Below are 26934 nucleotides of genomic sequence, written 5' to 3'. Positions count from 1 at the left end.
TTTTGATTGGAGAACCGCTCTCGGGAGTCGTCTCCCCGGGGGCGGATTTGTTATACTGGTACAGGACACGTTCGACTCACGCCGCCTAAGGGGCGACAAAGGGATAACAAAACACTTTTGCCCCATAGGAACTCGAGACCATATGGCAGAATTGAACGAACAATAACCGCGTCGGCTTTCGACCAAGGACGGTTTGCGAAGCAAGGTCTGAGAAGTCACCGAGGTGAAAGAATTGGCTGAACTCCGCTATAACCCGCTGCTGGGGGATTGGACGATGGTTGCGTCCAACCGCCAAAAGCGGCCGAATATGCCCAAGGATTATTGCCCGTTTTGTCCGGGGTCGGGCAAGGTTCCGGATACGTATGATGTCCTCATCTATGACAACGATTTTCCGGCTCTCTCACCGAATCCGCCGCAGCCGGACGACGTGGCGACTCCGTTGTATCGGGTGGCCGAGGCGTATGGCAAGTGCGAGGTGGTGTTGTATTCGCCGGAGCACACGACCACGTTGCCGCAACTGCCCGTAGCGCACATTCGTAAACTGGTCGACCTGTGGGCAGACCGGTATTCGGCCTTAGGGTCTGACCCGCGCCACCAATACGTTCTCATTTTTGAAAATCGCGGTCCGGAAGTCGGGGTGACGATGCCGCACCCACACGGCCAGATCTACGCCTATCCCTACGTGCCGCAAAAGATTCGCGTGGAGTTGGAGTCGTGCCGCAACCATCATGGCGCCACCGGTCATTGCCTGATTTGCGACATCACGAACGAGGAGCTGCGCATTGAGCGCCGCATTGTCGCCGAAAACGATTCGTTTGTCGCCTATATTCCGTTCTTTACGGATTATCCGTACGGCGTCTTTATCGCCAGTCGCCGGCATAAGTCCGCCATCACCGACTTCGACGATACGGAGCGGGATGATTTGGCGGACATCCTCAAATCGGTGACCGCCGGCATGGACGCCCTGTTCGACCGCGAGTTTCCATACATGATGGTCCTGCACCAGCGGCCGGTCCATGCCCTGGAGACGGGGGTGTACTACCACTTTCACATCGAGTTTTATCCGCCCTTACGTGATCGCGATAAAATCAAGTACCTCGCCTCCTCGGAAACCGGTGCCTGGGCGCCCTGCAATCCGACGGCGGTCGAGGAGACGGCGCCAAGACTTCGGGCGGCCATCGCACAGGCGAGAAAGGGGCGTCGAGGATGACGGATGTGCGCCAAGCTTATGCTGCGTTTTTGCGGTTCTCTCCGGTCGCTGGAGAGGCGACGAACGATTCGGTGCGCGTGTTTTTTGCTCCTGGCCGCGTGAATCTGATTGGGGAACACATCGATTACAACGGCGGGCGGGTCTTTCCCGCAGCCCTGACCTTGGGCACCTGGCTTTTTGTCCGCCCGCGTACCGACGGTGTGTTTCGCTTTGCGTCCAGCTCCTTTGCGAAGACCGTGGAGGTCCACGGTCCGCCACAGGCGTTTACCTACCGCCCGGAGGATGACTTTGCCAACTACCCGAAGGGCGTGTTGTGGGTCTTGGCCGAGCGTGGGCTGGCTCTTTCGGGCGGGGACTTCTACTTCCATGGCAACCTGCCGTACGGGGCCGGTCTGTCCAGCTCCGCCTCGGTCGAGGTGGCGACCGCAGTGGCCGTCTCGCGCATCCTGCAGGCGGACCTCTCCGCGGTCGAAATTGCCCAGTTGACACAGCGGGCGGAAAACCAGTTTGTCGGTGTCAATTGCGGCATCATGGATCAGTTCGCGGTGGCGGCCGGGGCGGCGGACGCCGCGATTGCCCTCAACTGTGCCACCCTAGACTTCGAGTTGGTCCCGGCCCGTATGAGCGGCTGCAGGTTGGTCATCACCAACACGAATCAGCGCCGCGGCCTGGCGGACTCCAAATACAATGAGCGTCGATCCGAATGTGAACAGGCGCTGGCGCAGGTGCAGGCGGTGCACCCGGAGATTCGGCACCTGGCGGACATTCCAGCCGAACGTTGGCAGGAATTTGCACCGCTCATCCCGGATGCGACACTTAAGCGCCGCGCGCGCCACGTGGTGACCGAAAACGGTCGTGTCAACGCCGCCATCGCGGCTCTGCGCGCGGGTAAGTTGCAGGAGTTTGGTCGACTCCTCAACGAGTCCCACCAGTCCCTACGCGACGATTATGAGGTCACCGGGTTTGCCCTCGACGCGCTGGCGGAAGCCGCCTGGTCGGCGCCCGGTTGCCTGGGTTCACGCATGACGGGGGCCGGCTTTGGCGGCTGCACCGTCAGTCTGGTACAAGAAGACCAGGTATCCGCGTTCCAAGCACACGTTCAGGCACATTACCAACAAGCGACCGGGATTGCCCCTTCGTTCTATGTCACCGACATCGGCCCAGGGGCGCGCGAGGTCACCGAGGAGGTCAAGGCAGAATGTCCATCTTGGTAACGGGAGGCGCTGGATACATCGGCAGCCACACGGTGGCGGAACTGTTGGCGCATGGCGAACAGGTTGTCGTGGTGGACAACCTGGGCACCGGCCACGCCGCATCGGTGCTGGATGCCCCCCTGTATGAAACCGATATTCGCGATTACGACCAAATCGTCAAAATCCTGCGCGAGCACGAGGTGGACACCGTCGTCCACTTTGCCGCTAATTCACTGGTCGGCGAGAGTGTGCAGAACCCGCTGAAGTATTACGAGAACAACGTCGCGGCTACCGGTCAGCTGCTGCGCGCGATGCTGGACGCGGATGTCAAGCGGATTGTCTTCTCTTCGACGGCGGCGGTCTACGGGGAGCCGGAGCGCACCCCGATTCACGAGGACGACGCCACCGTCCCGACCAATCCGTACGGCGAGACGAAGCTGGCCATTGAGCGGATGTTTCACTGGTGCCGGCAGGCGTATGGGTTGTCCTCCATCAGCCTGCGCTACTTCAATGCCGCGGGCGCGCACCCGACGCTGCCGATTGGGGAGCATCATAACCCGGAAACGCACCTGATTCCCATCATCCTGCAGGTCGCCCTCGGGCAGCGTGCCGAGGTGTCGATTTTCGGGGACGACTACCCGACGGCAGACGGAACCTGCATCCGCGACTACATTCACGTGATGGATCTGGCGTCCGCCCACCGTCTGGCGGTGTCGCGCCTGCGCCTGTTGGCCGAGGCGGGGCAGGCGGTGACTGAGGCGTTCAACCTCGGGAACGGCGCTGGTTTTTCGGTGAAACAGGTGATTGACGTGGCCCGAGAGGTGACCGGCCACCCCATCCCAGCGGTGGTGGGACCGCGCCGCGGGGGCGATCCGGCTGTCCTTGTTGCTTCCTCGGACAAGGCGCGGCAGGTCCTGGGCTGGCGTCCTGAGTATACGGACCTGCGCGAGATTGTCGCTTCGGCTTGGCGCTGGCACAGTGCGCACCCGGCTGGATACGAGCGGTGAAAGGCGGTGAAGTGGGAGCGTCAGTACTCCGCCTCAGCTGTGCGGCGACGGTGGCAGACTCGGCCTTACACCGTTGAGTCCAGGCAGATAAACGAGCTGTGTGTCATCCATTGACCACGGTGCCCCCGTTTACGTGCAGGACCTGACCAGAGACGTAGGACGAGTCGTTAGAGGCCAGGTAGACGTATGCCGGCGCCAGCTCACACGGCTGCCCGGCCCGCTGCATGGGGGTGTTGCTGCCAAAATGCGGAACCTGCTCCGTCGGGCTGGTAGACGGGATGAGCGGCGTCCAGATGGGGCCGGGGGCCACGCCGTTGACACGGATGCCGCGTCCCGCAAGGGATAGGGACAAAGACCGAGTGAAGGTGACAATGGCACCCTTGGTGGATGAGTAATCTATCAACCCCGCGTTGCCTTCATAAGCGGTCACCGAGGTCGTGTTGATGATGGAGCTGCCCGCCCCTAGATAGGGCAGGGAGGCCTTCGTCATATAAAAGTACGAGAAGATGTTGGTGCGAAACGTGCGCTCCAGCTGCTCCGCAGAAATCTTTTCAATGCCATCCTGGGGGTGTTGTTCGGCCGCGTTGTTGACCAACACATCCAAACGACCCAGTGCCTTGACGATGCGATTGACCGCATTCTGGCAAAACGATTCCTGCCCCACGTCGCCAGCCTCCAGGACGCAGCGGCGTCCAAGCTGTTCGATGCGCGCCTTTGTCGCCTGCGCGTCCTCTTGTTCATCCAAATAGACAATGCCCACGTCCGCCCCTTCTTTGGCAAACGCAATGGCGACCGCGCGACCAATACCACTGTCGCCCCCGGTTATTAACGCCACCCGCCCGGTCAGTTTTCCGGCCGCCTTGTAGTTAGGGTCTTCCGCCACCGGAAGGGGATTCATCATCGATTCAAGCCCCGGCTGCCGGTCCTGATGCTGGGCCGGGAACACCTTTGGGAATGATGTGGTTTGAGCCATTGTCCTGCCTCCCATATATCCTGTGGTTCTCCTTCATATCGTTTCCAATCACCCTGGCATCCATGTTTTGCAATTCACGACTTGGCCTTACTGGCCTTACGGATTGCCCCAATGAACCACAATAAAAGCGGAATCGCCAGCATGGTCGTTGGCGCCAGATAAGGAATCCATACTTTTTCCGGGTAATCGACCAAGGAGACATCAAAATTCGGGGGGAACATGGCCCCCACGAGGCTCGTGGGCACAATCACCCAGATTGGGCGGCGCCAATGTTTTAGCCCCAACCACTGCGAGATGCCATAGCAGGAGATGAACAGGTAGAGACACAATTTGATGAAGATGCTCAAGGTCCAAATCATCACGACGAAGGCGTCGATATTCTGTATGAACGCCATAACGGAGATGAAGCGGACCGAAATAGGGAAAGGGAAAATTGGCGGTAATGGCCGGTCCAAAGGTGGCCAAGGTCAACCCCATCGCGCTGGTAACCAGGAAGGCTGCCAATCCGACGCCCCAGAGGGCGGGTGCGAGCGTCCATCGGGGTTCCCGGGTCAACCAGGTTAACATCGTCAGCATGATGGACTCGCCGAGAAATGACGCGGGTTGGGCGGCCGCTTTGATAATGGCGAATGAACCGGAGTCAGCGTACACCGGCAGCAGGTTGATGACGTGCGCATGGAACAGGCTGAGAAAAAGTGTGCCTGCGACGGCCACAAAGACGAGCGGGCCAAAAATTTCACTGCAGCGGGCGATGGACTCAATTCCACCGAGATATGTGTTATAGACCACGAGTATGAGCATTAAGACGACGAGAACAACGAGCGGGGTTCTGTTGAACAGCACCAGGTGCACAAACTCGGCCGATTGCCGCAAGATGATAGGTAACACGGATAACCACATGACAAAGTACGGCAAGACGACGATTTTCCCCAGCCATCGCCCGAGAATCGCCTGACTATACTCTATCATCGACTGGTTGGGGTAGAGGAGGCTCAGTTTCACAGCCAGAAACGTGACGAAGAGCCCAATTAGTGATGCGAGGATACAGGACATCCACGCATCCTGTTTTGCCACCTGAGCGGGGGCGGTCAGGGTCGTGAGAATCGTCATACCGATTTCCATGGTAAACATCATCCAAAAAATCTGTATTCCTGAAACCTTCACGACGCACTCTCACTTTCTGCAAATTGCAGGGGTCGACCGGTAAAGCCAACTCGCTGCACCTTCACCGTGGCACGGACACGAACACGGACATCTGGGAATCGCTGTGCCCAATCGGATTGAAGTGATTTCCATCGATACGGGTACGCACGATGAACCGCTTCGCCAAACCCAAATGCGTCGCACCGATATTGGCTCTGCACCTTGTGTATCGTCTGGCTCACGTTGTTTGCGGCAGCCTGCGCCAAGTCACGTTGAATGCGCGCCAGAATTGCTGTTTGCGAAAGATCCAAGCGCGTACTGTTCTCGCGAACGATGCCCCAGGCTCTGAGGGTTACATCGATGCGAATGTTTTGACCCTGCATCGTGGGGCGAATGGAACTTGTGAGCTTTGTACAATCGAGGCTGACCTTACCGCCAGTGCCTGGAATGGTGGCAGTCAGCGTGAGCTTTTGCAGGGTTCCACGCACCCACTGAAGGTTTCTGGCGTCCTCCATGTCAAGATACCCAAGCAAGCGAAGGTGGTGGTCAAACAGGGCCGTGCCGACCATTTCAAAGCCGAGTTTCGTACCATTTTCGGACTCGGGGGCGGGCGTCGACGTCTCCGGGTTGAACGCAATGGCCGGCAGGGTTGGGGTTCTACCGCGTGTGTTCGCCGCCATGAGAAAATCTAGGAGCGCCGCATTCCCCATGCCACCCACCTGTTGATGTGTCTTTAGCGCCGCGAGGGCAGGGAGGTTTTCGAGAGGATAAGATTGCCTCAGCAGATTCTGCGCCTCCTCACCCTTGACGATAAACATATCCGTTCTAAGACGGACGTCCGGGTTGCGGCTGTATTCGTCTAAAATTGGGCCAAGCCCTTGAAGGGCTAATCGTTCACCTACAACAAGGACACGGCGGTGGCTTAGGAGGACTTGGCGCGACAGTTTGGCTTGCATGTTTTGCGCTGCGTCAGTAACACTCTTTCCGGTGGCTGTCACCACCAGGAATCCGTCACCTTTGCCGCCGCCGCCTTGCGCTGAGATCCCTAATTTCGAAGGGACGGCAATCTGGGCGCTGGCGGTATATCCTTGGTTTTTCACAACGTCCATTCCCCAGGCCATAACCATCGCTCGGTCATTTAATTCCACTCGGTCCCAGCAGCCCGTCAAAAATCCGCTGGATAAGCCCAAGAGGAGCGTGACGAAGACGAATCGATTCATCCTTCCTGTCCTCCCTCCGCCCGTCGGAGGTCTAGACACCGCCTGTTGTGTCCAAAGAGGAACTTGGGCCTGCCATGCAGGGCCCACCTTGGGGCACGAATCAGGACATCTTTAAGGTCGGCCGGAAGCTGCGGCGCAACCGGAGAGAAATAAGGGACCCCGAAAGACCGAAGGTTGACCAGATGAATGATAATCGCCACCACTCCGAACATGACGCCGTACAAACCTAAGGTAGCCGCTAAAAGCAGCAATGGAAAGCGTAGTAACCGATGAGCGATTCCGAGGTTGTACCTCGGAATCGCAAAGGATGAAATGCCGGTGGCCGCCACCACAATGACCGTCGGTGCGGACACGATGCCGGCTTGTACCGCCGCTTCGCCAATCACGAGCGCGCCCACGATACTCACAGCCGATCCGATTGGCTGTGGCAACCGTATACCTGCTTCCCGCAACGCCTCAAACATGACTTCCATAATCAATACCTCGACCGCCGTTGGAAATGGAATCGCTTCTCTTGCCGCCATAATGCTGATGAGCAGGTTGGTCGGAATCAGCTGTGGATGATAGGTTGTCGCTGCGACATATAAGGATGGCAGCAGCAGGGAGATAATGAATAACCCGTAACGAACGAAGCGGACTGCGGTTGTGTATAGTGACCGCTCATAATAGTCTTCGGCCGCCTGTAAACCCGTCCAAAAGGTCATCGGCACAACGAGGACAAACGGGGTATTGTCGACGAAAATGGCGACCTTGCCTTCCAACAGGCTGGCGGCAACCACATCCGGGCGTTCGGTGTTTTGAATTTGAGGGAAAGGGGACCAAGGGCTATCTTCAATAAACTCTTCGATATAGCCGGATTCCAAGACCCCATCGATATGAATCCGGCGGATGCGCTGGCGAACCTCCTCCAAGACACGTTCGGATGCCACTTCAGAAAGATAGACGATGGCGACATCCGTCTGCGTAAACTGGCCAATCGTCAGGGCTTCGATTTTGAGCTGGGGGCTACGAATCCGGCGGCGAATCATGGCGGTGTTGACACGTAGCGTCTCTGTAAACCCTTCGCGTGGACCGCGAACCACAATTTCCGCACTCGGTTCCGAGACGGACCGTTTTTCCCACTGCTTCAGGTCGGCCATCAGTGCCTTGTCCTCACCGTCCACCAAAATGGCCAACTGTGCGCGCAGGATACAGGCGATGACCCCGTCCAGCGATGAAATCGTCTCTAGTTGCGCCACTGGCAATAGCTTATCCTCAAGCGTCTTAAGCGAGTTTGCAGGCGCTTCGCCGGCTGGCTGTTCGAACAATAAGGGCTGCAGCACTGCGTCGTCCACTAAGCGCGTGTCCACCAATCCGTCCACATAAACGATGAGCACGTGGCGAGTTTGGTCCATAGACACTGAGCGAAAGACAACATCGGAACAATGGGTAAACACCTTTCGCAACGCGTCCTCATTTTCGGATAAACTGCGACGTAAAGCTTGCTCGTTTTTCGGTTGCTCGTTTGAGATTTGGGATGCGGGCTGCAAATCCGACTCCTGATGGGCAGGAGAATGGAGTGGTTTAAGCGGCTTGGGAATCCGTTTTGGCTTCATGGTCACGACCTTGTCGACAGGTTGTTCTTCCTATATTCTGCCAAGACGGATTCTTACTCATACATTCAAGAAGCGCGGTCGCTCCAGCAGTGCGGAAACGCAAGAAGTGCGCCGGACGACGAAAGTCGAGGCAATGAAGTCATGCAGGGCTTGTTTGCGCTTTGTTTACATCCGTGTTCCAGCTCGAGTGACCCGTTTAGGCTGCGAATCCCCCCAAAGCCGATCCGCACGATGCACAAAACTTTGCATCTTCTGCGTTCGCTGTCCCACACCTTGAACAAAACATGCCTATCCCCCCAAGTAAGCAGTTTGCCAACGCTCTACCACGCGGGGCCACTTGGTTTCCGACATAATCAGCCCAGATTGGTGGATGGAAGCCAACGTATCGAACCGAGTTGATCTCTGTCTGCTTCTGTCGAAGAATTCGATAAGGTTGATTGTATCATGCCTGACGCTCTGTGTGCAGGGGGAAAACAAAAAACCCCGCCCGGTGAAGCCAGACGGGGAAACACAATCGGGGTCTTTCAGCCTTTCACCGTGAGCGTGAGCGGCTTTCCGTTGATGTCCCAATCCTTCGTCAGGTCGCCTTCCATCGAGCCAAAGTGCAGTTCTCGGATGAGCACCGTGTCGGCGATGCGCGCTTGATGGTCTCGCAGCACGCGTAAGACTTCATCGTCGCCGCTGGCTGCAAACGTGACCTTCTCTGTGACCCCGTAGTCCACTTCCTTGCGCATCATCTGCATCTTGGAGATGATTTCGCGGACCAGCCCTTCCTCAATCAGTTCGGGGGTCAGCTCGGTGTTCAGTCCCACGAATCCTTGCGCCGACACCTCGATGAGCCCAGGAAAGCTGGCGTGATAGCGAATCTCCGCCATCTCACGGGTGATGGTCGCTCCAGCCAGTTCGACTTGACCTGCTTCTGCAAAGGTGGAAATCTGCTCCTGGGTTGCCGCCTTGGCCGCCTGGTTAATGGCGGGCACCTGCTTGCCGTACGCCTTGCCGACCTCCTTGAGGTTAAGGAACAGTTCCGGGCGCGCAATGTCGGCCAGCTCCGTGAAGACAATCTCCTTGACGTTCAACTCATCTGCCAGCACATCGGTGAACTTGCCCAGCACGTCCTCCAGTGCTCGCGGCAGGTAGAGGGTGGAGAGGGGCTGGCGCGTCTTGCGTTTGCTCTCGTTGCGCAGGTGGCGTGCGGTCTCCACAGCCCAGAGCACCAAATCCATCTCCCGCAGGAGGCCTTCGTCAATCAGGCTTTCATCCGCCGTCGGAAAATCGCACAGGTGGACGCTGACGGGCGCAGTCTCATCCCAGGTACGGACCACGTTTTGGTACAGTTCCTCCGCGATAAACGGCGTGAGTGGCGCAATCAGGCGGGCAAACGTCGACAGCACCTCGTACAGGGTGAGGAAGGCGGCCGCCTTGTCCTGCTCCATGCCGCCTGCCCAAAAGCGATCGCGATTGCGGCGCACGTACCAGGTCGAGACGTCGGTAATGAGACTTTGCAGCTGTCGCGCGGCCGTGGTCGCGTCATACCCGTCGAGCGCCTTGTCCACCTTGCGGATGGTGTCATGCAGGCGGGCCAAAATCCAGCGGTCCAAGAGCGGCCGCTCTGCCACCGGCACGTGGTGCTCATCCGGCCGGAACTGGTCGATGCCTGCGTAGAGGGCGTAAAACGCGTGCACGTTCTGCAGGAGGTCGATAAACTTCGCCTTTGCCTCGGCCACCGCCCGGTGATAGAATCGCTGCGAGTTCCACGGCTGCGTGTTGACCAAAAAGTAGAAGCGCAACGCGTCCGCCCCGTGCATGTCGAACGCCTCGAACGGATCGATCACGTTCCCTTTGGACTTAGACATCTTCTTCCCGTCTTCGTCGACCACGTGGCCGAGCACGAGCACGTTTTTATACGGCGCCATGCCCTTGACGGCCGACGAGATGGCGAGCAGGCTGTAGAACCAGCCGCGCGTCTGGTCAATCGCTTCGCAGATGTAATCGGCCGGATAGAGCCGATGGAACACCTCCTGGTTCTCGAACGGATAGTGCCATTGCGCAAACGGCATGCTGCCCGAGTCAAACCAGACGTCAATGACCTCGGGAACCCGCCGTTTCCGGCCGCCGCACGAACACGTCCAGGTGATGTCGTCGATGTACGGTTTGTGCAGCTCCTGGGGGAGCCGACCGGCCCGTTCCAACAGCTCGGCTTTCGATCCGATGCACTCCGTTTCCCCGCAGGCATCGCAAACCCAGACGGGCAAGGGGGTGCCCCAATAGCGGCTACGCGAAAGGTTCCAATCAACCAGGTTTTCCAGGAAGTTGCCCATCCGTCCATCACGGATGTGTTCCGGAATCCAGTTCACCCCTTGCGAATTGGCGATAACCTCGTCCTTGATGGCGGTCATGCGGATGAACCAGCTGTCAATCGCGTAGTACAACAGTGGCGTATCGCAGCGCCAGCAGTGCGGGTAGGCGTGCTCGTGTTTGCCTTTGTCGAAGACGAGGCCGCGCGCGGCGAGGTTCTTAACGATGTCTACGTTCGTCTGTTCATCTTTGACAAAGCGGCCGGCGAAATCCGTGACCGCGTCGGTAAAGTGGCCACCGAGATCGACAAAGTTCACGAATACCACGCCGTTTTCCTGGCAGACGCGGTAGTCGTCCTCACCGAAGGCGGGGGCCATGTGGACGATGCCGGTACCCGATTCGTCGGTTACGTGCTGGGAGGTGACGACGATGTGCTTTTTTCCTTCTACGGTGACGTAGGGGAACACCGGTTCATAGCGCAACCCGGCCAGCTCGTGACCGGTTTTGCGGGCGACGACTCGCCGCTGTTCCGTCAGGAAGCGGTCTTTCAGTCCCTCGGCCACCCAGTAGTTCTCCCGCGCTGCTTCGTCATGCAGTAAGACATAGGTGAAGTCTGGATTGACCGCCAGCGCCACGTTACTCGGCAGCGTCCAGGGTGTGGTCGTCCAGGCCAGGATGAACGTGGGCGTATCGATAGGGACGCCCGCCTGTGCCAGTTCGTCGGTGGAGACGAAAGTGTCGATAAGCCGGAACTTGGCGGTCACCGACAGGTCTTTGACGTCCTTGTAGCCCTGGGCCACCTCGTGGCTGGAGAGGGTGGTTTCGCAGTGCGGGCAGTACGGACTGACACGGTGGCCCTGATAAAGCAGTCCTTTCTTATAGATGGTTTGGAGTAGGTACCACACCGACTCGATATAGTCGTCGCTGAGCGTCATATATGGGTGATCAAGGTCTACCCAGTAGCCCAGGCGTTCAGACAGTTCGCGCCATGTCTGTTCATACGTGAAGACGCTGTTCTTACACTCCTGGATGAACCGCTCCACGCCAAATTCCTGAATCTGCTTTTTACCGCTGATGCCGAACTTCTTTTCCACCTCAATTTCCACCGGCAGTCCGTGTGTGTCCCAACCCGCCTTGCGCGTGACGTGGTACCCTTTCATCGTCCGGTAGCGGGGGTAGACGTCTTTCATCACGCGCGTCAGCACATGCCCAGGGTGGGGCCGGCCGTTGGCGGTCGGCGGCCCCTCATAGAAGACAAACTCCGGGCCCCCCTCGCGCTGCCGCTCGCTTTCCAGAAACACGTCGTTTTCCTTCCAAAAGGAGAGCACCCGTTCCTCGCGGGCTTTCGCCGGTTCTTTCGCATCTACCTTGCGATACATCATTCAACCTCCTAGCCAGATCCAGATAACAAAAAACTCCCGCCCCCTTTTGGGGCGAGAGATTGTCCCGCTGTACCACCCAAGTTAGCGGCTTGGTTTCATGCACATGCCTGTCCGGTTTATGGTCTGCACAAAACGTATGTGTACAGAGCCTGCCGCTCCATCTGGTCTCGATAACGGGAGAAACCCGGCTCAGCTTACTGTTCACCCCGCGGTCTCACGCGCTGGACGACTATGCGCAGGTGAAGTTCAGCTGGCACCTCAAAGGGGATATTCGCCAGGCTGGATTCGTGGGTTCCCACCGTCTCCCACTCTCTGTGGAATCCAAATACTGGTTACTCATCCTTTTCATCGGTCTTTGTTCATCCGTCTTTGCGATTCGGCTATCCGGCGCGCTACGCCGGAAATTCACGCGTAATTGTAGCATAAATCGATGCTACAGCAAAGCTTCATTCGCCAGTTGCGGCATAAATTGGGCTGGCACGCCGGAAATCCGCACAGTACAATGACAGCACCAAGCACCATTGTGGTGGGAGGTTGAATCACTTGACTTCCAAGCCAATCACGTTCCCGATGGGACCGTTTATAAAATATGAACTCAACCCGATTCTGGGACCGCAAGGGGATGGATGGGAGGCCAAGGACCTGTTCAACCCAACCGCGGTCGTGAAGGACGGGAAAGTCTATCTTCTCTATCGCGCCGAGGACCACACCGGCAGCGGGAGCTGGAACGGAACCTCGCGCATCGGTCTTGCTTTCAGTGAGGATGGTATCCGTTTTCAACGACATCCGGAGCCGGTGTTCGTGCCAACAGAGAGCTATGAGCTGCCTGGTGGCTGCGAGGACCCGCGCGTGACTCAGATTGGTGATACGTATTATATGACTTACACCGCCTTTGACGGGAACAGCGCGTATTTGTGTCTGGCCACATCGAAGGACCTTTATAACTGGGAAAAGCACGGCATCCTGTTCCCGGATTGGCGGGAAGGCTCGGATAAGGTCTGGTCGAAATCGGGCGCCATCTTGGCGACGCCGATTCAGGGGCGCTACGTCATGTATTTTGGCGATACCTGCATCTGGGCGGCCTATTCGGAGGACCTGATTCACTGGACGCCCGTACCCGAGCCGGTGGTCCGTCCATCTGCCAACCCAAGCGCCTTTGACAGCGCCTTGATTGAACCGGGCCCACAGCCGCTGCTGACCGACGAGGGAATTTTGCTCCTCTATAACGCGGCACGACGGACTGTCGATCCGTCCAGTCCCAACCACGGCAGGTTGTATTATTCGTGTGGACAGGTTCTCTTGGCGAAGGACGACCCGACACAGGTGCTAAAGCGGACAGACGCGCCGTTCTTGACGCCGGGCACGAAGGAGGAGTGCATCGGCCAGGTTGACAATGTCGTCTTTGTGGAAGGCCTGGTTCAACACAACGGGTTCTGGTTTCTCTATTACGGTATGGCCGACTCGAAAATTGGTGTGGCTATTGCACCCGCTTCGACGGATGAGGACCAGTCGGAGGCCATGGCCTCCTGACCCGCATCACGGACGACGCTCAACAGCGAGAGGGTTCAGGTCTCCGGTTTCGGAGCGGCCAGGGCTTTCTGCAGCTTGAGCAGCTGTTCGGCGATGGCCAGGTCGGTTGGATAGGTGATTTTTAGGTTGCACACGTCCCCTTTCACCACGTGAACGGGGGCCAGCCCATAACGCAGAACGAGTCCGCAATCATCGGTCGCTGGACCGGAAGGGTCGGCAGCAGCTTCGGCCAGGTGATGAGCCTGGCGCAGAATCTCGAGGTGAAACCCTTGCGGGGTTTGCGCCTGCCACAATTTTGCGCGGTTCGGAATCGTTTCAATCTGGCCGACGTCATCTACTTGGAAGACGGTATCGGTCGCCGGGACGGCGGCCGATACGGCTTTATAGGAAGCCAGCGCTTCAACGCAGCGGGCAATCACCGCCTCGCTGACCAGCGGCCGCGCAGCATCGTGAATCAGGACCCAGGTTTCTTGTTCTTGTTCGGGGTTGACCTGGATGGCCTCAATGCCTGCTTTGGCGCTCTCTTGACGCGTGGCCCCACCGTCGACCACGATGAGCGGCTTATGGTATCCGCCATCCTCCAATATATCCAGAACTCGCGGCCTTGTTGCCGGGTGTACCACCAGAATCAGGTGGTCTACATAGGCACTGTCGTCGAACGCACGCAAGGTGTGTTCAAGAATCGTCCGCCCACCCAAACGGAGAAACTGTTTCGGGACATCGGAACCCATGCGCTGCCCGGTACCAGACGCCAAAATTACCGCGAAAACCTTTCGCAACTCGAATAGACCCCTTAGAATAGGTTTCGTACTGGAGACCTGCATCAAAGTATACCAAAAAAGTGGCCTTGGGAAGGTCAAACGAGCCATTGGCCGGGAGGGGGGATTGATATGTCGATGTCGTCGGCCGCGCTGTCATCCAGCTCGCTGCAAAAGCGGCGGGTATGGACGCTGAGCGGTGCGCATATGTTGAACGACCTGATGACGAGCGGTATCGTGCCGGCCCTGATGCCCTTGTATAAATCGGCCTTTCATCTGTCGTACACACAGGCCGGGCTGGTCGTTCTGGTGTCGTATCTGACGTCTTCCGTTTCGCAGCCGTTGTTTGGGATCCTATCGGATCGTCGGCCGCAGGCGTGGCTTTTGCCGTTTGGACTCCTTTTGGTCGGCGTGGGCCTGTCCCTGTCCGGTATTGTCCCCTCGTATCCTTGGTTGCTGGTCGCTGTCGCATTATCGGGCCTTGGTTCTGGGGTATTTCATCCCGAAGCCTCGCGCGGCGCGCACATGGCTGCCGGCGGCGCGAAAGGGACCGCCCAGTCCATTTTTCAGGTTGGCGGCAACACCGGGCAGGCGCTTGGCCCCTTAGCGATTCCGCTCTTGCTCTCGCACACCGGGATTCACGGTTTGCTGTGGTTCCTGCTGGTGGGCGTGATTGCCTTCCTGTTAACCGTTCGCCTGGTGCCCTGGTACAAGGCAAACGCTCGCGGCAAGGCGGGGAAAAGCCAGGTTCGAGAAGGTCGCAATCGGCCGTGGGCCATGGGACTTTTGACCATCGCGATAATTGCACGCGGCTTTGCCCAGGTCGGTATTCCGGCGTTTTTACCGTTTTTCTATGTGGAACAGCACATGTCGCTGCAGCAGGGGGAGGTCTACAGCTTCTTGTTCCTCGGAGCCGGGGCGGTCGCCACCTTGCTCGGCGGTCCGTTATCCGACCGGTTTGGCCGCAAGTGGCTGATGGTCGGAACGACGCTGTTGGCTGTCCCGTTTGCCTGGCTGCTGCCGCATACGCGCGGCATCTGGGCTGCCATTGACCTCATCCTCCTCGGTTTCTGCATGCTGGCAACCTTCGCGGTCACCGTCGTCTACGGACAGATGCTGCTGCCAGGGCGCATCGGTCTAGCGTCGGGGCTCATCATCGGTCTGGGCATCGGCGCAGCGGGCATCGGGGCAGCTCTGATGGGAAACCTGGCGGATCGCTACGGGGTGCAGTTTATCATCCACCTGTACGTTATTTTGCCCGCCCTGGCAGCGGTCCTGTTTGCGCTCCTGCCGAGCGACAAAAGTCTGCGTCGTCAGGCGCCGGCCGCCTGACTCGTACCGGTTTGCTTCACTCGCTGCAAGGAGCCACTATACGTGGGCCTCTGTGGATTGTGAAAAAGGACGGACACTCTTGTCGGATACCCACCCTTCAACTCGGGTAGGCTAACTCGAGATATGAACTGGCAGGAGTGGAAGTGTATGGGTCAAGAGCGTCCGTCGAATTCCTTGAAACCGTTTGTTTCCCCGGACGAGCGGCCGCCTGAGTTCACCTTCACGGCCGCCGTCATCGGGATTATCCTCGCGATTGTGTTCGGCGCCGCCAATGCGTATCTCGGTTTGATTATCGGCATGACCATCAGCGCTTCAATTCCTGCGGCGGTCATCTCCATGGCTATCATCCGCGGCATCCTCCGCCGCAACTCCATTCTCGAAAACAACATCGTACAGACGATGACAACCGCCGGCGAGGCGCTGGCGTCAGGCGCCATCTTCACCTTACCGGCTCTGTTTTTGTGGAAGGCGAACCCAAGCCTGTACAAAATCACCCTGATTGTGCTCACGGGCGGTTTCTTGGGTGTGTTGTTCATGATTCCGTTGCGGCGAATCTTGGTCGTGAAAGAGCACGGGAATCTGCCGTACCCGGAAGGCACCGCGTGCGCCCGCGTGCTGATGGCCGGGGAAGAGGGCGGATCGCGCGCGAAGTTGGTCTTCTTGGGCCTCTTCGTAGGTGGGGTGTTCAAGGCGGTCATGGACGCCCTCAAACTGTTTCCGTCGGAAATCTCGACGGCTGTGGCCGGGCTCCGGCAGGGTCTGGTCGGGATGGATACCCTGCCGTCCTTGCTCGGGGTCGGCTTTATCGTCGGGCCGCGCATCGGCGGCCTGATGGTGGCGGGTGGGGTGCTCGGCTGGTTGGTCTTCATCCCAATGATTGCCTACTTCGGCCAAGGGGCAGGGGCCATCGCGCCGGCGAGTAGTTCGCCCGGGACCATGGACGCCTTCGCGATTTGGGACAACTACATTCGCTACATCGGCGCGGGCGCGGTGGCGGCCGGTGGCATCATCAGCCTAATCCGCACCCTGCCAACCTTATGGCGGTCACTCGTCGGGATGTGGGCGAGCGCGCAGAGCTACGAAATGGGCGAGGCGGAAGTCGACCGCAGCTTGCGCACGGAACAGGACCTCCCCAGCCATTGGACCATCCCAGCCGCGATTGTGATTCTGCTCGTTATCGCGTTCCTGCCCGGGCTACAGGTGACCCTCATCGGCGCCATTGGCATTCTTGTCATCGGGTTCCTGTTTGTCACAGTATCGTCACGCATCGTCGGCATTGTGGGTTCATCGTCCGATCCGGTCTCCGGAATGACGATTGCGACGCTTCTGATTGTGGCGACCGTGTACCGCCTCACCGGGCACACGGGGCTCGGTGGGATGGTCCTCTCCTTGGTGGTCGGCGCCATCATCTGCACGGCCCTGGCGATTGCCGGAGACATCTCACAGGACCTAAAGACCGGCTTCCTGGTCGGCGCCACCCCGCGCAAACAGCAGCTGGCGATGCTGCTCGGCGTGCTTGCGTCCGGGGTGTGCATCGGCTGGGTGCTTTTACTCCTCAATAACGCGTACGGGTTTGGCTCGAAAGACCTGCCTGCCCCCAAGGCGGTCTTGATGAAGCTGATTGTCGAAGGCATCATGAATGCCAACATGCCCTGGGACCTGGTGTTCATCGGCGCCGCAACCGCGGTGGCTGTGGAATTGTTGGGGGTGGAATCCCTGCCGTTTGCGGTCGGCGTGTACTTGCCGATACACACCTCGATACCGATTTTCCTCGGCGGGCTCCTGCGTTGGCTAAGTGCCCGCCATCGTCAGCGCGCCGCCACCGCAAACGGCCAAGACGAGGCCGGAGAGCGGGGCATCCTCATCGCGTCCGGCCTGATTGCCGGCGAGTCCCTGGTCGGCATCTTGATTGCCGGGCTGGTCACGGCCAAGGTACCCCTCCCGCAAACCACTCATTTTGGCCCCTGGGTGGCCTTTGTCCTCTACCTGCTCTTGGCCGTCTGGTTGTATTGGATGGCGATCCGCCCAAGGGGGTGAGACGGAAATGTCGATAAACGGTCGCTTTTTCCGGTGGGCGACCCTCGACTTTTCTTCTCGGTCCACGTTACTCTATCATAGAGTCCCTAGGCCGTCCGACAGGGAAAGCGGGTGTCCGACAAGGGGTTAGGTAAGATTGTGGGATTTCGGATCACCTCGGAAAGGGAGTCTTCGCCACGGGGAATAAACCTGGCTGGGAAGGAGACGGAGGACGGGTGAAAGGAAAGTATATCGCACGCAGCCTGATCGCCTTCGTGGCGGTCGTTGTCATCTTTGCTGGCGTGTTCGTGGCTTTACTTGAATTGATGCCATTCGACACGTCGAAGTTGGAGCTCAATTCGAGGCCGACGGTGGTTTATGACAGAGACGGTCATCGAATCGCAACCATCAATGCCCCAGGTAGCAACGATGTCTCCTATCAGGACATCCCAAAAAACCTGCAGAACGCGGTGGTGGCGACGGAAGACCATAATTTTTGGAAGAGCGGCAGTATCGATGTGAAGGGGCTGCTCCGTGCTGCGTTCGTCGACTTGTGGTCGGGCAGCATGGCCCAAGGCGGCAGTACGATTGAAGAACAATTGGCGAAAATTGTATACTTGACCGATAAAAAGACGTTTTCCCGCAAGTTTCAGCAGATTGTCTTGGGCGTTCAGATAGACCGGCACTTCACCAAGCAGGAAATTCTCGCGATGTACTTAAACCGGGCGTACTTCGGCGAGGGGGCGACCGGGATTCGCGAGGCAGCCATCCGCTACTTCGGGGTGGACCTGGCCAAACACCCAAATGAGTTAACCCTTAACGAAGCGGCGACCTTAGCTGGTCTTCTCCAGGCACCCAGCGCCTACGACCCGATTTTGCACATGGATGCGGCGGTAAAGCGGCGCAATCAGGTGCTGGAGAACATGGTCAAGTACGGGTATATCAGCGAGGCGACCGCGAAGCAGGTGGAGGCCGAGAAGATTCCGGCCAGCTTCCATAACTTGCCGGGCGATATTTGGGATCAGAACCCGATGTTGGCCAAGTTTCTGTTTGACTATGCCGACAAAAACGGCATCGATAAAGACCTGCTGTCGCAAGGGGGACTAAAGGTCTATACGACTGTCGATCCACAGGTGCAGTCGGCTCTCAATCAGGTATTCTACGAGAGCGCTAACTACAACAACCACTTTGAACCAGCGGTAAACGGTCAGCCGGTTCCGGCGGCAGCCGTGTTTGTCGATCCGAAGACCGGCGGCATCCTGGGCGTGGCCACGGGGCACGGGAAGAATTCCATCTACAGTTACGACCGCGTCTACGAGTACGGTCAGCCGGGTTCGTCCATCAAGCCGGTTCTCGACTATGCGCCGGCCATCGAGGAAGGCAAGATTACCCCGAACACCGTGCTCGATAACCAGCCGCACGATTTCGGAAATGGCTTCTACCCGCAGAACGACGAACCGATGCCGGCGCGGGTGACGGTGCGATGGGCGCTGGCACACTCGGCCAACGTGGCTGCCTGTACGGTGCTGCAGATGATTGGCATCGACAACGGCATTGAGTTTGCCGAGAACATGGGGCTGCAGTTTACAAAGACGGACCATACCCATCTTGGCATCGCCATCGGAGGTATGCAAAAAGGGGTTACGCCGCTGCAGATGGCGCAGGCTTATACGGCTTTCGACAACGACGGTGTGGAGGAACAAGCGCACCTCATCACACGGATTGTCAACCAGTCGGGGGACGAGATTTACGATTTTGCTCCGGCGGCCAAGCGGGTGATGAGCACGCAGACAGCCCAGGTGATGACCGACCTGATGACGGACGTGGTCGCCTATGGTACCGGCACAGGCGCCAGGCTTCCGGGCTGGGGTGTCGCGGGCAAGACGGGGACCGTACAGTACGACACATCCCTTAACGGATCGCACAAAGACTGGGTCCGCTTGGCCTGGTTTGACGGCTACACGCCAAATATGGTCGGTAGCATCTACATGGGTTGGAACTATGATGGCCAAGGGCCGGAGTACCACATGTTGAGTGTGGATCAGCCGTCATATATGTGCTCGGAGATCTTTGGCGACGTGATTCGTCTGGCGGAACAAGGGCGAGCGCCAGAACAGTTCCATCTGTCCCAGACGAGTTCTCAGACCCAGACGCAAACGCACGCACAAACTCAGACCAAGACGGCCGTCAAGGGACTGCACGCGTCTTGGGACGCGAACCGCGGCAGTGTCGAACTTGCGTGGCAGTCCGACCTCACCGGGCAGGTGAACTTCGTCATCACGCGCCAAGGCGGCGGCAGTCCTAGTCCGGCCCAGATTGGCGAAACCGCGAGCCTAAACTTCTACGACGCCAATGTCAGCGCGGGCCAAACCTACACCTATACCGTGCAGGCGGTCGATCCGACGAGCGGATCGAAAGTGGGGGCCCCGGCTTCGTTGACGGTCCAGGTGGCGGCGCCGGCTAACCCGGACAACTCGGTGGGGAACGGGGCTGGTCAGGGAAACTCCACGCCCCCCGTCACCCCGGGGACGCCAAACAATGGCATGAACAACACAACGGGAAACACCCCGGCCAACAACGGGACAACAAACACCGCCCCGCCCACGAACGCCACGGGTAACCAGACCGTCCCGACCGGACCGGCGGGGACGGGGAATACCGAAGGAGGCGGCGGTGCCACCGGCGGATCGTCTCCCCAGGTGAAGGGCGGAACGGCCGGGCAATCCGAGAAAAACAGCCCCGGCCACTCCGCTTCGGGGAATACAAGCGCGGGGGCAAACGAAACAACCTCGACCACCAACTCGGCGCAGGGATAACGAGGACGGGTTGAACGTGCGTGTCCGAAAAGGGGAGTCCGGAGAACCTTAAAGGGGGGATTCGTCATCGCACAGGCAGTAGTCATCCTCAGCGGCGGATTGGACAGCACCACGTGTATGGGGATGGCGCAAGCGGCCGGTTATGAGCTGCTTCCCATCACGTTTGACTACGGTCAACGCCACCGGATTGAACTGGAAAAGGCCAAGGCGGTGGCAGCCTATTACGGTGTGGTGGAGCATCGCGTGATTCGGCTCGACTTTTTGGGCCAATTTGGCGGCAGCGCTCTGACCGATCTCTCGCTGGCGGTGCCGACGGGAGGCGTGGGGCCGGAGGAGGAAATCCCGGTCACGTATGTGCCGGGGCGCAACCTGCTCTTTCTCTCCATCGCTGCCTCCTACGCCGAGGCACGGGGTGCTAAAGCCATCTATATTGGCGTCAATGCGCTGGATTACAGCGGATACCCAGACTGCCGTCCCGCGTTCGTTGAGGCGGTTCAGCAGGTGCTCAAGGTGGGCACCAAGGCGGGCGTCGAAGGTCACCCGATTCGTATCGAGACGCCGCTCCTGCACCTAACCAAAGCAGAGATCATTACGGCTGGCATGAAACTGGGTGTTCCCTATCACCTCACGACCTCCTGCTACAACGGCCAGGAGGAGGCGTGTGGGGAGTGTGACAGCTGTCGACTGCGCCTGAAAGGTTTTGCCGAGGCCGGCTATACCGACCCGATTCCTTATCGCAATCGCGCGCGTTGATTGAGCCGGTTCACGTTGGGGCGCACACGCCGCACGCGTAGAATGCGCGTCCGAAAAGGGTCGCGTCCGGATAACTTCTAGGTCTGCATGCGGATGGTCTTATCCCGGTAAAACTAAACCCTTGAGCGCGGCTTTCCGTCCGTGAAGTGGTTCAAATGGGAGGGAAAGCTCTATCCCCGTCCGGCGGGACGGGCTGAGGGGGAATGCCGGATTGGATTATCGTATCGCGGACCTTGTTTTTTTACGCGGAGTGCACCTATTCGATAGGGTGATTGAACGGGTCACGCACAGTCCGTACAGCCATGTGGCCGGTGTGGTGTTTCCCGGTCAGTTAATGGAGGCGCGGGCGTCGCGGCGCGTGGGATACCTGCCGATGTCTACCTACGCGGGGAAGGCCGATTTGTACACGTGCGATGAGCTGGATGACCATCAGCGCGCCGGCATCCGCGACTACGTCCTGCGTGAGTATGGCTATGATTACGACTATTGGCTCATTGCGTGGGAGGGTATTCGCTATCTTTTTAATCTGATATTACCATTTCAAGAACCGCCTCGGAAGCGCATCTGCTCAACTCTGTGGTGTGAGGCCTATCGTTTTGTGGGTGTGGATTTATGTCCCGAGGTGCGCTTTCCCTCTCCGGCCGATCTGTCCCGTTCCCCGCGCCTAAGGAAGGTGCGTTCCCTCTGAGTAGACAGAAAGCCCTGTCCGACGTTTCCCCGCGCGTACTATATCGGGAATTGGCGAATCATATCCCAGGTCTTTTGTAGCTGTTCGCGCCGCTCCGGCGGGGATTGAACGTATTCCGTGAGAAAGGACAGCGCTTCTGGGTGGAGGCGGAGGAACAGCACGATACGCGCTTCATCCGCCGAGAGCGGGATGGCCGTCGCTGGTGACCAACCCTGCGATGCGGCGGGCGACGGCGAGGAACTGGCTGCTAAAGACGAAACGGGGTTTTTATTTCCGGCAGGGCGAGTTTCGAACGGGGCAGCCGTCTCCTGGACTTCCGTCGGTGTTACACCTGTGTCTCGGGGGACGCTGGGCGCATCTTGAGGAGGATGCACTGGGTCCGATTCGCTCTTCGACTCAACCGGTGAGGCCTGTAAATCGGCCATCGAGACGCCAAGGGCGGCAGCCAGCCGCGCCAACGCTCCTGTGTCGGGCGTTCGCCGCCCGGTCTCGTACATGGCGATGGCACTCGCCGACATCCCCGTCTCTTTCGCCAGGCGAGCCTGCGTCCATCCTTTTTGTTTACGCCACTCGGCCAGTCTCAGCGGCATCGTGGTCCTCCTTGTCTGTTTGATAACCGGTTATTGCTTACTCTGACTCACCGTCTGGGGTCTCATCGTCTGGGGTATTGACCATATGGTGAGCTGTCAACGTTAGCCGTTGCAGCATGAATTGACGCACCTCACCCTCAATCCCCGTATCATCCATGGCGCGCTGCATGCAGCGCAGCCAGGCCTCTGCTCGCCGCGGGGTAATCGGGTGCGGCAGGTGTCGCGCCCGCATCATCGGGGGGCCATACGTCTGGCTGTAGAGCGGCGGGCCACCAAAGAATTGCGTCAAAAACGCGTATTGCTTTTCTCGAATCTCGGTGAAATCCTCCGGAAATATCGGCCGTAGGTCCGGGTCTTTTGCCACGTAGTTATAAAAGTGGTTGACCAGCTCACGAATCGTGTCGGCACCGCCAACCATTTCATAGATGATTGCGGGACTGGGAATTCCTCGCATGGGACATGCTCCTTTTCTGCGCACAGCCTGATATATTTTGTGTCCGGAAAGTGAGCGTAGAGGCCGACGATAGCCCTGGGGGCCCCTCTTTCTGGACAACCCCTGCTTGTTAGGCCGACAGCGGTTAAGCTCTGTTCCTATTCCATAGTATATCGAATGGTTCTGGCCTCACAAATCCGCTATACTGAAACCAGATGCGTCGGTCCTGCCAACAGGCAGGCAGCGAGTCAAATGGGAGGTCAGCTATGAATCCGTACGACAGGGCGCATGAATTGGCCAAGGAAATCCGCAGCTCTGACGTATTCCAAAGGGTCAAGGACGCCCGCGAGCGTATTGAGCAGGACCCATCGACTCTACATATGCTGCAGGATTTCCGGCTTCGCGAGTGGGAGTTGCAGACAAAAATCATCGACGGTCAGGAACTCTCTCAGGAGGAGCAGGATAATCTTGCGCGGCTGGCGGAGATTGTGCGCCTAAACCGCGATGTGAGCGAATACCTGGAAGCGGAGCGGCAACTGACCGTCATGCTGATGGACATTCAGGACATCCTTTCCAAAGTCGTTGAGGACGCGCTCCTGCCTCATCCGGGGCTTGGCGATACCAAGGAAAACGAATAAGGATAGGGGGATTGAACGTGAAACTGACGTTTCATGGACAAGCGTGTTTTGTCGTCGAAGCCGATGGTCATACGATTGTGATCGATCCGTTCCTGACGGGAAACCCTACGGCGGTGGCGAAACCGGAAGACATCCGCTGCGAAGCGGTGCTCTTAACCCACGGTCACAGCGACCATGTGGCGGACGCGGAGGCGATTGCCAAGGCGAATGACGCGCTTATCATCGCTCCCAACGAGCTGGCCATGATCTATGGGCAACGGGGTTGCAAAGTGCATCCGATGCACCTGGGCGGAGCCCGTACCTTCCCGTTTGGGCGAGTGAAACTGACCATCGCCTTTCACGGGTCGGCCTTCGAAGATGGGAACAACCTGCTGTACGCCGGCAATCCATGCGGCTTTCTGATTACCATGGGCGGCAAGACGTTCTATCATGCTGGTGATACGGCTTTGTTTGGCGATATGAAGCTGCTCGGCGAGCTCAATCACATCGACGTTGCGGCGCTGCCCATCGGCGACAATTTCACCATGGGCCCCGAAGATGCGCTGTTGGCCGCAGAGTGGTTAAAGGCCGGGCGGGTGATACCGATACACTATAACACGTTTGACTTGATTCGCCAGGACGCGGACGCCTTTGTGCGCGCGTTGGCGGACAAGGGACTGCGCGGAACGGTCGTCAAACCGGGCGAGACCATTGAGGTCTAAGCACGGTAAGCGCTGAGAGGTCTCGCTTCGAAAGCAGGCAAAGCCCTGCGGCCGGCCGGTCACAAGAATGGCCGCAGGGCGAGGGATGCCCGCGTCAGTGCACCTTTTGCTCCGACATGCGGATCATCATCTTAGCCAACGCGTGCCGATCCTGCTCGTCACCCACGTCCCACATCTGTTTCAGCAGGCGCTCTTGTTCGTTTTTCGGATCGACCTTATTCGCCAGGTAATCACCCATTTTTTTCGCCACGGATGCGACCTGGTCTTCCGACATGCCCATGGCGTGCGCCTTATTGACTTGTTCCCCGAGAAACTCTTTCCATCGCTCGAAATTCTCGAGAACGTCCATGCGGTTTCCCTCCTAGTTCATGACATTTCGGTTCACCTGACAGCGTGCCGCAATTTGCGCCCAAGTATGCAAAGGTGCGCCCAGCCCAGAGCGGGCCGCCTGGTATAAGGGACCACCGCACAGCATAGTCATGTAGCGACGGACAAGATGCGAAGGGGAGGTCGTTCCATGCGCAGGCACACACGACCGGATAGTTACAGTCGACGGCGGGCGCTGGTGTATGCTACGGCGCTCATCGCGCTTGGTGCCTACGGGATTCCGCGCTTGCCGAGCTTGCAACCCGGACTGGCGGGCACGTTTGCGCTTTTGTGGATCTTATTTTTGGGGCTGGGTGTCGCGGCCAATTTGTACTTCGTGTTCGGAGCCGATAAAGAGCGAAGCCGCATGTTGGAAGAAATGGACACGCACCCGGAGCCCGGAGAGACGCCGCGCGCTGCGCCCCAACGCGGCCTGCTTTGATAAAGTGGCCGGAGGGGGGGAGTCCCCATCCGGCTGCCAAAGGCTTATGGGCGCCCTGCGTCATCTTACGTCAGCTTACGTCAACCTCTCACCGTCGCGCACGCAGAACGAACAGGCCGGCCGCCAGCAGGCACGTTAGTATCGTCAGAATCGGCGCCAGCGCTCCGCCAAACACTTGCATGCTTTCGCCTCCCGAATCTCAAAAGCCATCTTCGCCGAAGCCGCCTTCTTCACCGTTCCATTCCGCATTGTCTAGGATGTCCTTTTGCAGGGACGTACCGCGCTTGCCGTGATCCCTGAGCTCTGCACTCGCATGCGCGGTCAACATTCGTCCCCGCAAGATGATGTTTTCCCCGTATTTGTCACGCAGTCTATCGGTGACCCGGTCCAGTCGCTGCCACCGTTCTCTCGCTTTGCCCTCGTCCGCCATCACAGCCCCGTCGGCATCCGAAAACAAGCTGAGCTGCACGGTGGGGGAGGACGGATTTAAGTCGTAGGAAAGCTGCTGGGCGCTTATCCCCAAAAGCCGCACGGGCCGCCCCCGTTCCCAGTGCACTCGCGCCAGCTCGACGGCCGCCGTATACAGGTCCTCCGTCACATCGCTCGCATGTACCAGGGTCTTGGCGCGGGTGATGGTCTGCCGGTTGGAATAGCGGATCGTCACTTGTACGCTCCGGGCTCGCGCGCCGTGCCTGCGCAGGCGCCGCCCGACTTGATCCGCCAGGTTCAAGAGCACGGTTTGAATCTCGTCAAACTGCACTACGTCGCGGGGCATCGTGATGGAATGACCGACGCTCTTGTTCGGCGGCCTTGTCGGTGAGACGGGGCGGTCGTCTTTGCCGTTTGCCAACTGCCACAGCTCGACGCCACGCTTGCCCAAAAGGCGTTCCATGCGCAGCGGATTAGCGGCGGCGAGGTCCCCGATGCGGGTTATCCCAAGTGTTGCTAAGCGGTCAGCGGTCCGCCGCCCCACGCCGAACATCTCGCTCAGTGGCAGAGGCCAGAGCTCGGTGCGGATATCCGCTCGCCGGATTTCCGTGATTCCAAGCGGCTTCTTTCGGTCGCTCGCCATTTTGGCCAGAAACTTGTTTGATCCGATGCCGACCGAACACGGCAGCTGGAGTTCCTGGTAGAGGCGGTCTTGGATGTTTTTAGCCATCTCCCGTGCATTCCCCAGACGATGGCTTCCGCTCACGTCCGCAAAGCATTCGTCGATGCTGAACACCTCGACCAGTGGGGTGTATTCGCGTACGATGTCCATGACTTTGCGCGAGTATCTACGGTAGAGCGAGAAGTCAGGCTGAATCAGGATGAGGGACGGACAGGCGCGCAGCGCCTCTGGGACGGTCATCGTGGCCCGCACCCCGAGCCTCCGCGCCTCGTAGCTGGCCGTAACGACCACGCCGTGCCGCGTTTCCGGACTGCCCGCGACCGCAGTCGGCTTGCCGCGGTAGCGGGCCGGATGGGCCGCTGCATGGCACGAGCAGTAGAACGCGTTCATGTCGATGTGGAGGATGTCCCGTTCAACCACGTCGAATGCCTCCAAGCTCAGAAACTGCCGGCTACAAGAAGTTTTGCTGGTCTGATTGTACCACGCTGAGGCGGTGGGAACACATGTTCTCTTTGTGTGCTCCAACTTCGCCCCGTGTTCACCTCGTCACGTGCACTCATCGAGCGTCCCTTTTGGGGAAATTTCAAGGTTCGATGGTTATCATCGCAGCGCGAAGTGTCCAAGCCTTGTGTACCAGCGACCGGGGTGCCTTTCCGTGCAATCGGGCGTTTGTTGTATAATCATAGGTTGCATGCATCGAAGTTGCGCTTAAAGCGTTTCAGCATAAGAAAGGAGCGGG

At 58.6% G+C, this 26934-nt stretch carries 22 protein-coding genes, 1 pseudogene and 1 other annotated feature; of the genes and pseudogenes, 12 read left to right on the top strand and 11 right to left on the bottom strand.

The features are described from left to right. Positions 1-223: 223 nt before the first annotated feature. The 3 genes from galT to galE are packed head-to-tail and all read left to right on the top strand — an operon-like array spanning position 224 to position 3410. A complete protein-coding gene (gene galT, locus H522_RS0103915; RefSeq protein WP_245578008.1) occupies positions 224-1210 on the top strand; it encodes a galactose-1-phosphate uridylyltransferase in 987 nt (328 codons plus the stop codon). Then, entirely contained in the window at positions 1207-2424 is a 1218-nt protein-coding gene (locus tag H522_RS0103910; RefSeq protein ID WP_081411852.1) for a galactokinase, read from the top strand. Before galT ends, H522_RS0103910 begins: the two co-directional genes overlap by 4 nt. Further along, positions 2409-3410 carry a UDP-glucose 4-epimerase GalE gene (gene galE / locus H522_RS0103905; protein WP_026961298.1) on the top strand — a complete coding sequence of 334 codons (1002 nt, stop codon included), beginning with the start codon at positions 2409-2411 and terminating at the stop codon, positions 3408-3410. The genes H522_RS0103910 and galE overlap by 16 nt, the downstream gene beginning before the upstream one ends. A gap of 103 nt (positions 3411-3513) precedes the next feature. Here galE and H522_RS0103900 read toward each other — a convergent pair whose 3' ends face one another. The 6 genes and pseudogenes from H522_RS0103900 to ileS form a co-directional block, all read right to left on the bottom strand. Then, on the bottom strand, positions 3514-4383 hold the full coding sequence (locus H522_RS0103900) for an SDR family oxidoreductase (RefSeq protein WP_026961297.1): 870 nt from the start codon (positions 4381-4383) through the stop codon (positions 3514-3516). Positions 4384-4457: 74 nt separating this feature from the next. Continuing rightward, positions 4458-5493 (bottom strand): annotated as a pseudogene (locus H522_RS17450) (GerAB/ArcD/ProY family transporter). Between the two features lie 50 nt (positions 5494-5543). Further along, a complete protein-coding gene (locus H522_RS0103890; protein ID WP_026961296.1) occupies positions 5544-6746 on the bottom strand; it encodes a Ger(x)C family spore germination protein in 1203 nt (400 codons plus the stop codon). Further along, the gene (locus H522_RS17445; RefSeq protein WP_081411851.1) at positions 6743-8341 is read right to left on the bottom strand and encodes a spore germination protein; all 1599 of its coding nucleotides are present in this window, start codon (positions 8339-8341) and stop codon (positions 6743-6745) included. The genes H522_RS0103890 and H522_RS17445 overlap by 4 nt, the downstream gene beginning before the upstream one ends. A 196-nt stretch (positions 8342-8537) precedes the next feature. Beyond that, entirely contained in the window at positions 8538-8627 is a 90-nt protein-coding gene (locus H522_RS22470; protein WP_081411850.1) for a zinc-ribbon domain-containing protein, read from the bottom strand. Positions 8628-8865: 238 nt separating this feature from the next. After that, complete coding sequence (gene ileS / locus H522_RS0103880; protein ID WP_155836162.1) at positions 8866-12021, bottom strand: isoleucine--tRNA ligase; 3156 nt, start codon at positions 12019-12021, stop codon at positions 8866-8868. A gap of 44 nt (positions 12022-12065) precedes the next feature. Continuing rightward, positions 12066-12379: a binding site (T-box leader), on the bottom strand. Positions 12380-12564: 185 nt separating this feature from the next. Between ileS and H522_RS0103875 the strand changes: the two genes are divergently transcribed. Beyond that, a complete protein-coding gene (locus H522_RS0103875; RefSeq protein ID WP_245578007.1) occupies positions 12565-13551 on the top strand; it encodes a glycoside hydrolase family 130 protein in 987 nt (328 codons plus the stop codon). A 35-nt stretch (positions 13552-13586) separates the two neighbouring features. Here the strand turns inward: H522_RS0103875 and ispD are convergent, their stop codons facing one another. Continuing rightward, a complete protein-coding gene (ispD, locus tag H522_RS17440) occupies positions 13587-14330 on the bottom strand; it encodes a 2-C-methyl-D-erythritol 4-phosphate cytidylyltransferase (RefSeq protein WP_035452490.1) in 744 nt (247 codons plus the stop codon). A 111-nt stretch (positions 14331-14441) separates the two neighbouring features. On the opposite strand from ispD, the gene H522_RS0103865 reads away from it, so the two are divergent. The 5 genes from H522_RS0103865 (at position 14442) to H522_RS0103845 (ending at position 21914) form a co-directional block, all read left to right on the top strand. Then, positions 14442-15641 carry an MFS transporter gene (locus H522_RS0103865; protein WP_026961293.1) on the top strand — a complete coding sequence of 400 codons (1200 nt, stop codon included), beginning with the start codon at positions 14442-14444 and terminating at the stop codon, positions 15639-15641. A gap of 147 nt (positions 15642-15788) precedes the next feature. Continuing rightward, complete coding sequence (locus H522_RS0103860; protein ID WP_026961292.1) at positions 15789-17678, top strand: OPT family oligopeptide transporter; 1890 nt, start codon at positions 15789-15791, stop codon at positions 17676-17678. A 215-nt stretch (positions 17679-17893) separates the two neighbouring features. Next, on the top strand, positions 17894-20473 hold the full coding sequence (locus tag H522_RS17435) for a transglycosylase domain-containing protein (protein WP_051343827.1): 2580 nt from the start codon (positions 17894-17896) through the stop codon (positions 20471-20473). Between the two features lie 66 nt (positions 20474-20539). Next, positions 20540-21226 (top strand): 7-cyano-7-deazaguanine synthase QueC, encoded by a 687-nt coding sequence (gene queC, locus H522_RS0103850; RefSeq protein WP_026961291.1) that lies wholly within the window; start codon positions 20540-20542, stop codon positions 21224-21226. A 211-nt stretch (positions 21227-21437) separates the two neighbouring features. After that, positions 21438-21914: a hypothetical protein gene (locus tag H522_RS0103845; RefSeq protein WP_026961290.1), complete on the top strand. Its 477-nt coding sequence runs from the start codon at positions 21438-21440 to the stop codon at positions 21912-21914. A gap of 38 nt (positions 21915-21952) precedes the next feature. Here the strand turns inward: H522_RS0103845 and H522_RS17430 are convergent, their stop codons facing one another. Together H522_RS17430 and H522_RS0103835 are read right to left on the bottom strand one after the other, a co-directional pair. Next, on the bottom strand, positions 21953-22504 hold the full coding sequence (locus H522_RS17430) for a helix-turn-helix domain-containing protein (RefSeq protein WP_035452488.1): 552 nt from the start codon (positions 22502-22504) through the stop codon (positions 21953-21955). Between the two features lie 37 nt (positions 22505-22541). Continuing rightward, entirely contained in the window at positions 22542-22958 is a 417-nt protein-coding gene (locus H522_RS0103835; protein WP_026961289.1) for a globin domain-containing protein, read from the bottom strand. A 245-nt stretch (positions 22959-23203) separates the two neighbouring features. On the opposite strand from H522_RS0103835, the gene H522_RS17425 reads away from it, so the two are divergent. Both H522_RS17425 and H522_RS0103825 read left to right on the top strand, forming a co-directional pair. Next, entirely contained in the window at positions 23204-23575 is a 372-nt protein-coding gene (locus tag H522_RS17425) for a YlbF/YmcA family competence regulator (protein ID WP_051343825.1), read from the top strand. A 17-nt stretch (positions 23576-23592) separates the two neighbouring features. Beyond that, positions 23593-24276, top strand: coding sequence for a metal-dependent hydrolase (locus H522_RS0103825; RefSeq protein ID WP_026961288.1), 684 nt, complete (start codon positions 23593-23595; stop codon positions 24274-24276). Between the two features lie 94 nt (positions 24277-24370). On the opposite strand, the gene H522_RS0103820 is transcribed toward H522_RS0103825, so the two are convergent. After that, a complete protein-coding gene (locus H522_RS0103820) occupies positions 24371-24625 on the bottom strand; it encodes a DUF3243 domain-containing protein (protein ID WP_026961287.1) in 255 nt (84 codons plus the stop codon). A 168-nt stretch (positions 24626-24793) separates the two neighbouring features. Here H522_RS0103820 and H522_RS17420 point away from each other — a divergent pair, with 168 nt between their 5' ends. After that, complete coding sequence (locus H522_RS17420; RefSeq protein ID WP_211230644.1) at positions 24794-25084, top strand: hypothetical protein; 291 nt, start codon at positions 24794-24796, stop codon at positions 25082-25084. A gap of 199 nt (positions 25085-25283) precedes the next feature. On the opposite strand, the gene H522_RS17415 is transcribed toward H522_RS17420, so the two are convergent. Then, positions 25284-26615 carry a DNA polymerase IV gene (locus H522_RS17415; RefSeq protein WP_051343823.1) on the bottom strand — a complete coding sequence of 444 codons (1332 nt, stop codon included), beginning with the start codon at positions 26613-26615 and terminating at the stop codon, positions 25284-25286. Between the last annotated feature and the right edge of the window lie 319 nt (positions 26616-26934).

This window comes from Alicyclobacillus herbarius DSM 13609 (genome assembly GCF_000430585.1).
GTDB lineage: Bacteria > Bacillota > Bacilli > Alicyclobacillales > Alicyclobacillaceae > Alicyclobacillus_G > Alicyclobacillus_G herbarius.
The sequence above is the reverse complement of the archived record's forward strand: the minus strand, read 5'-3'. Positions and strand labels throughout refer to the sequence as shown.

Bases quoted from the DNA above. Each gene is read 5' to 3' on its own strand.
- H522_RS0103910 (WP_081411852.1), top strand. From the start codon at position 1,207: ATGACGGATGTGCGCCAAGCTTATGCTGCGTTTTTGCGGTTCTCTCCG.
- galE (WP_026961298.1), top strand. From the start codon at position 2,409: ATGTCCATCTTGGTAACGGGAGGCGCTGGATACATCGGCAGCCACACG.
- H522_RS0103900 (WP_026961297.1), bottom strand. From the start codon at position 4,383: ATGGCTCAAACCACATCATTCCCAAAGGTGTTCCCGGCCCAGCATCAG.
- H522_RS0103890 (WP_026961296.1), bottom strand. From the start codon at position 6,746: ATGAATCGATTCGTCTTCGTCACGCTCCTCTTGGGCTTATCCAGCGGA.
- H522_RS17445 (WP_081411851.1), bottom strand. From the start codon at position 8,341: ATGAAGCCAAAACGGATTCCCAAGCCGCTTAAACCACTCCATTCTCCT.
- H522_RS22470 (WP_081411850.1), bottom strand. From the start codon at position 8,627: ATGTTTTGTTCAAGGTGTGGGACAGCGAACGCAGAAGATGCAAAGTTT.
- ileS (WP_155836162.1), bottom strand. From the start codon at position 12,021: ATGATGTATCGCAAGGTAGATGCGAAAGAACCGGCGAAAGCCCGCGAG.
- H522_RS0103865 (WP_026961293.1), top strand. From the start codon at position 14,442: ATGTCGATGTCGTCGGCCGCGCTGTCATCCAGCTCGCTGCAAAAGCGG.
- H522_RS0103860 (WP_026961292.1), top strand. From the start codon at position 15,789: ATGGGTCAAGAGCGTCCGTCGAATTCCTTGAAACCGTTTGTTTCCCCG.
- H522_RS17430 (WP_035452488.1), bottom strand. From the start codon at position 22,504: ATGCCGCTGAGACTGGCCGAGTGGCGTAAACAAAAAGGATGGACGCAG.
- H522_RS0103835 (WP_026961289.1), bottom strand. From the start codon at position 22,958: ATGCGAGGAATTCCCAGTCCCGCAATCATCTATGAAATGGTTGGCGGT.
- H522_RS17425 (WP_051343825.1), top strand. From the start codon at position 23,204: ATGAATCCGTACGACAGGGCGCATGAATTGGCCAAGGAAATCCGCAGC.
- H522_RS0103820 (WP_026961287.1), bottom strand. From the start codon at position 24,625: ATGGACGTTCTCGAGAATTTCGAGCGATGGAAAGAGTTTCTCGGGGAA.
- H522_RS17420 (WP_211230644.1), top strand. From the start codon at position 24,794: ATGCGCAGGCACACACGACCGGATAGTTACAGTCGACGGCGGGCGCTG.